Raw genomic sequence first — 4,712 nt, 5'->3', positions numbered from 1 at the left:
CAAGTATATAGAAATCGGTGATTACGTGCTTTTTTATTTATGAAATTTTTTTAAACCCCAACAAATATTATAGAGCCGGTAAATCATAAAAAAGTGTATCGAGTGAATTAGGTATCCAATCGATTATCCGTAAAAAACGTCGTGTGTGAGGAAATCGTATTTCACGTGTATTCGATAATGTGTTAGACCGTAAATTTAAAGAACGTACAGAAAAAGAGGTACTCGTTACGGATATTACATATTTACCTACTAAAAGTGGCTTTCTATACCTATCAGCAGTACAAGATTTATATAACAACGAAATCGTCGCATGGAAAATAGGTGAGCGAAACGATTTAGAATTAGTAATGGACACATTACATGAATTAACGACAAAAAGAAATGTGTATCGTAGCATCATCCACTCGGATCAAGGCTTCCAATACACATCTATTAAGTATCACCAAAAAGTAGAACAGCTCGGGATGATTGGTAGCCATTCACGCAAAGGTAACTGCCATGACAATGCTTGTATGGAAACATTTTTCTCACAATTTAAAAGCGAGTGATTGTATCTATTAAACGACAATTCCGAAGAAGAAATTAGACAAGCTGTTGAACAATATATTTACTTTTATAACTTCCAACGATTCCAAAAAAGACTCAACCACCTGGCACCGATAGAATATCGACACCAGATGGCTGCTTAGTCTTTTTAAAGTTGTCTACTTGACAGGGGTAAGTCCACAAATTTCTTTAGATCTGTCAGGTTTTTAATTTGGTTAATAAAAAGGTTTATTTATTTCCAATTGAAACCTTTTGAAGCTAAAAATTCTTTAATGAACGGTCTTCTTTGTTCAACTAAGAAATCAGCCATTTGTTTTGTCCAATTAGACATTTTTTGATTCGAACTACGGCTTGCATAATAGTTTTCCATCGTTGCATCGTATTCATCTAGTAACGTATCGTATTTTTCCGCGTTATAATCATTTTCATGTAAAATCGCTTCAACTGGAAGACGTGGTTTTGTTTCGTTACGTTTTGTCGGAGTTCCGATCGTCATAGCAAACAATGGGAAAACATAGTCCGGTAAATTGAATAGTTCACTAATTTCTTTTGGATTGTTTCGAGCGCCACCAATATAACAAATGCCATAACCAGCATCTTCAGCAGCAATAACGAAATTTTGGGCAAAAATGCCAACATCCGCCACACCGACTATTACATTTTCCGCACTATCTGCCACAATGTCGACTCCATGTTTTTGTCCAGCAACTTGTAGACGTTTAAAATCGACGCAGAATAAAAATGCAGCGCCTGCTGTTTTAAATTGGAACTCATTATTAGACAGCTCACCAAGCTTTTGTTTCTTTTCTTCATCTGTCACCCAAATGACGCTATATGCTTGTACAAAATGTGAGCTCGCAGCCATTTGTGCAGTTTGAATTAAGTCGATTACCGTTTCTTTCGGTATTTGTTCACCTGTATATTTTCGAACAGATGAATGACTACGTAATAAATCCTTTGCTGACATTTCCTTTTCCTCCCCTTTTAAATATGTATTTCCTCTTATAACATATAGCCCTAAAGAGAAAATACTCTTTAGGGCTATATTAGTATATTTTAACATGATTTACAAAAGGGGAACCTTCACTACTAATGGGAATCTGTTTAGTTTTTCTTAAAGGCGGATGTAATTTTTGGTTCCGACCCGATACGTAATCGCTTTACATTTTCCACATGGAGATACAGAGCAATTAAGAATAGAGTAAGGGCGATTAAAAATGGCCAAATCGTTGGCTCGATTAGTAGCGCAGTTACGCCAAAAAAGATATACAAAACAAATACGCCAATAATTAGGTAATTCGTTAGTAGGGAAGTAACAACAAGGGCAAGAACAGCCATTAAACCGAATTTCCAATCGAGTGCAATGAAAATGCCAATTAGAGATGCTGTTCCTTTTCCGCCTCGAAATTTCATATGAACCGGGAAGTTGTGCCCGAGTATAACGGCAGCTCCGATTAAATAAAGTAAAATTGAAATTTGGCCACTCGAAAAATTGGTAAAATTCGTTAAAATGACTCGAAGTAAAACAACTGCCAATACACCTTTTCCGATATCTATTAAAGCAACAAGAACCCCATACTTCCATCCAAGGGATAACGTTGCGTTTGATGCACCTGCATTACCATGGCCAACTTCTTTTAAGTTAACGCCCGATAAAAGTTTAGCCACATTGGATCCATGTAAACAACCAATGAAATAACCGAATATAAGGACGAGAATGATAGGATATAACAAAAACAAAAGGCTCCTTTCCATAAAGATGTATTTATAGTATACTCTATGATTCTATAAGAAGTTTCGAAAAATTAAAAAAGATTATTGACAAGTAAATCACTATGATTTATAGTGAATTCAACGATGGAACATGAATCAAATACCTTTATCCAGAGAGGCGGAGGGACTAGGCCCTATGATGCCCAGCAACCAGCGTGAATACGCAAAGGTGCTAATTCCTACAGATTTTGATTAGATCTGAAAGATAAGGGGAGGAAAAATTGCAGCTTGCAGCCCTCTTCTTTAGAAGAGGGCTTTTTGTTTTTCCAAAAGGTCCTCCTCATACTAAGATCGCCCATCGATACTATATTAGGAGGAAGAAACATGTCACAACAACGTCCGGAAACCCAATTGCTTCATGGCGGTCAAAAACCAGACCCTGTAACAGGAGCAATTGCAGTACCAATTTACCGAACAACGGCCTATGCTTTTGAAAATACGGAGCATGCACGCCAATTGTTCGCACTAGAACAACCAGGAAACATTTATTCTCGCATCATGAATCCAACTGTAGACGTTTTTGAGCAACGAGTTGCTTTACTAGAAGGGGGAACTGCAGCTGTTGCATTATCATCTGGTGCTGCTGCCATTGCCTTTTCTATTTTAAACATAGCTGGTGCAGGAGATGAAATCGTATCAGCTGGTTCATTATACGGCGGCACGTATAATTTATTCGCAAATACTTTACCGCGTTATGGAATTACAACAACCTTTGTAGATGAAAGGGACCCAGTAAACTTTGAGGCTGCTATTACAGATAAGACAAAGGCAATTTATGCAGAAACAGTTGGGAACCCTAGTTTAAACATTTTAGATATTGAGAGAATAGCGGAAATTGCTCATGCGCATGGTCTTCCGTTAATCATCGATAATACATTCCCATCCCCATACGGATGTAACCCGATTGAGTTTGGCGCGGATGTTGTTGTCCATTCAGCAACGAAATGGATTGGCGGTCATGGAACGACAATCGGAGGCGTTGTTGTTGATGCTGGTAAATTCGATTGGACACAAGGTCGATTCCCAGGATTCACAGAGCCAGATGAGTCTTACCATGGTTTACGTTATGGAATTGACACGGCTACGGCTGCATTTGCCACAAAGCTTCGTGTTCAATTATTACGTGACTTTGGTCCAACATTAAGTGCTGATAGTGCATTTAACTTCCTACAAGGGTTAGAAACGCTTCATTTGCGTTATACAAAGCATGGTGAAAATGCATTAAAAGTTGCGGAATATCTTGAAAGCCACCCATTCGTGGAATACGTAAACTATCCAGGGAAAGAAAATTTCCCATCGCATTCATTAGCGAAAAAATATTTGAAAAACGGCTACGGATCAATGCTTACATTTGGCATTAAAGGTGGACGAGAAGTGGGAAGTAAAGTAATCGATAACGTTCAATTATTTTCCCACGTGGCAAATGTAGGGGATGCAAAATCATTAATTATCCATCCAGCATCAACTACTCATCAACAATTATCACCTGAAGAGTTAAAGGTTGCCGGCGTTTCAGAAGAGCTCATTCGCCTATCAGTCGGCCTAGAAGCTGTTGAAGATATTATTGCAGATTTGGATCAAGCATTATCAAAAGCGGTTGAAGGGGTAACGGAAACAAACGCTGCATTATAAAAGTTGATGATGAAAACGACAATTAGCATTCATTGGTGAAAGTCGTTTTCGCTATTTATGCCATTCATGGGGCTGTTGATTTTTTAAAACCTAGTAATTTTATTTGTTTTATTGACATTATAAAGATTGCTTATTATACTTGGTTTAATAAGAACCGATACACGTTGCCACTTTAGTTTTCTTATACGAGGTTAGTAAATTTTCATTCAAGGAGTGTTGTTAAATGGGAAATATTTATAGTGCTCAAAATGTTGCAGCTTTTTTTATATACGAATTAAATGAAAGAAAACAGTTTGTTAATGCCGATGCATTGCAATATTTATTAGCTGAAGTAGAGTCATTGTGGAATGAGCATTATGGGCATAGTGCATTTTCGGAGGAAAAGGCGAATTTCATTGAAAATCCATATATAATAAAAGAGGTTTATGAGACGTATAAAGAATACGGTCAGCAACATATAGAGTTGCCGGCAAAAGAGTGGTATTTAGAATATGGTCAATTTCAACTTGTATACCGTACAATCGGTTTACCAGCCTTTACAGCTGAAGAAAAGTTGCTTATGAATATCATTATGAATAAGTTTCCTAAAAGCATTTTGAAAAAAGTATCTTAATCTTCCCATTTAACAATAAAGTCAGCACAAATTAAAATGTACCCTATAAGAAAGACACTTGAAAAAAGGTCTGAACTGAACCCTATAAAGTAGACAGTTTAATTAAAAGGGAGTTCGCCACCTATTTTAAGCGGCGATTAGATGGCTT

The 4,712-nt window shown here is 37.1% G+C and carries 6 protein-coding genes and 1 riboswitch; of the genes, 4 read left to right on the top strand and 2 right to left on the bottom strand.

The genetic code is table 11. The features are described from left to right. Positions 1 to 179: 179 nt before the first annotated feature. Together ACH0B5_RS17710 and ACH0B5_RS17705 are read left to right on the top strand one after the other, a co-directional pair. The gene (locus ACH0B5_RS17710; RefSeq protein ID WP_341361499.1) at positions 180 to 548 is read left to right on the top strand and encodes a DDE-type integrase/transposase/recombinase; all 369 of its coding nucleotides are present in this window, start codon (positions 180 to 182) and stop codon (positions 546 to 548) included. Then, complete coding sequence (locus ACH0B5_RS17705) at positions 549 to 689, top strand: IS3 family transposase (protein ID WP_122971801.1); 141 nt, start codon at positions 549 to 551, stop codon at positions 687 to 689. An 89-nt stretch (positions 690 to 778) separates the two neighbouring features. Here ACH0B5_RS17705 and nfsA read toward each other — a convergent pair whose 3' ends face one another. Together nfsA and ACH0B5_RS17695 are read right to left on the bottom strand one after the other, a co-directional pair. Beyond that, a complete protein-coding gene (nfsA, locus tag ACH0B5_RS17700; protein WP_122971802.1) occupies positions 779 to 1,513 on the bottom strand; it encodes an oxygen-insensitive NADPH nitroreductase in 735 nt (244 codons plus the stop codon). A gap of 137 nt (positions 1,514 to 1,650) precedes the next feature. Further along, entirely contained in the window at positions 1,651 to 2,280 is a 630-nt protein-coding gene (locus ACH0B5_RS17695; RefSeq protein ID WP_122971803.1) for a glycerol-3-phosphate acyltransferase, read from the bottom strand. Between the two features lie 142 nt (positions 2,281 to 2,422). Beyond that, positions 2,423 to 2,531: riboswitch (SAM riboswitch) on the top strand. 112 nt (positions 2,532 to 2,643) lie between these two features. Here ACH0B5_RS17695 and ACH0B5_RS17690 point away from each other — a divergent pair. Further along, a complete protein-coding gene (locus ACH0B5_RS17690) occupies positions 2,644 to 3,951 on the top strand; it encodes an O-acetylhomoserine aminocarboxypropyltransferase/cysteine synthase family protein (protein WP_122971804.1) in 1,308 nt (435 codons plus the stop codon). A 223-nt stretch (positions 3,952 to 4,174) separates the two neighbouring features. Further along, positions 4,175 to 4,564 (top strand): hypothetical protein, encoded by a 390-nt coding sequence (locus tag ACH0B5_RS17685; protein ID WP_122971805.1) that lies wholly within the window; start codon positions 4,175 to 4,177, stop codon positions 4,562 to 4,564. Positions 4,565 to 4,712: the final 148 nt, after the last annotated feature.

The sequence above is a fragment of the Ureibacillus sp. 179-F W5.1 NHS genome (genome assembly GCF_045369345.1).
Classification (GTDB): Bacteria; Bacillota; Bacilli; order Bacillales_A; family Planococcaceae; genus Ureibacillus; species Ureibacillus halotolerans.
This window is presented reverse-complemented; position numbering and strand designations above follow the sequence as displayed.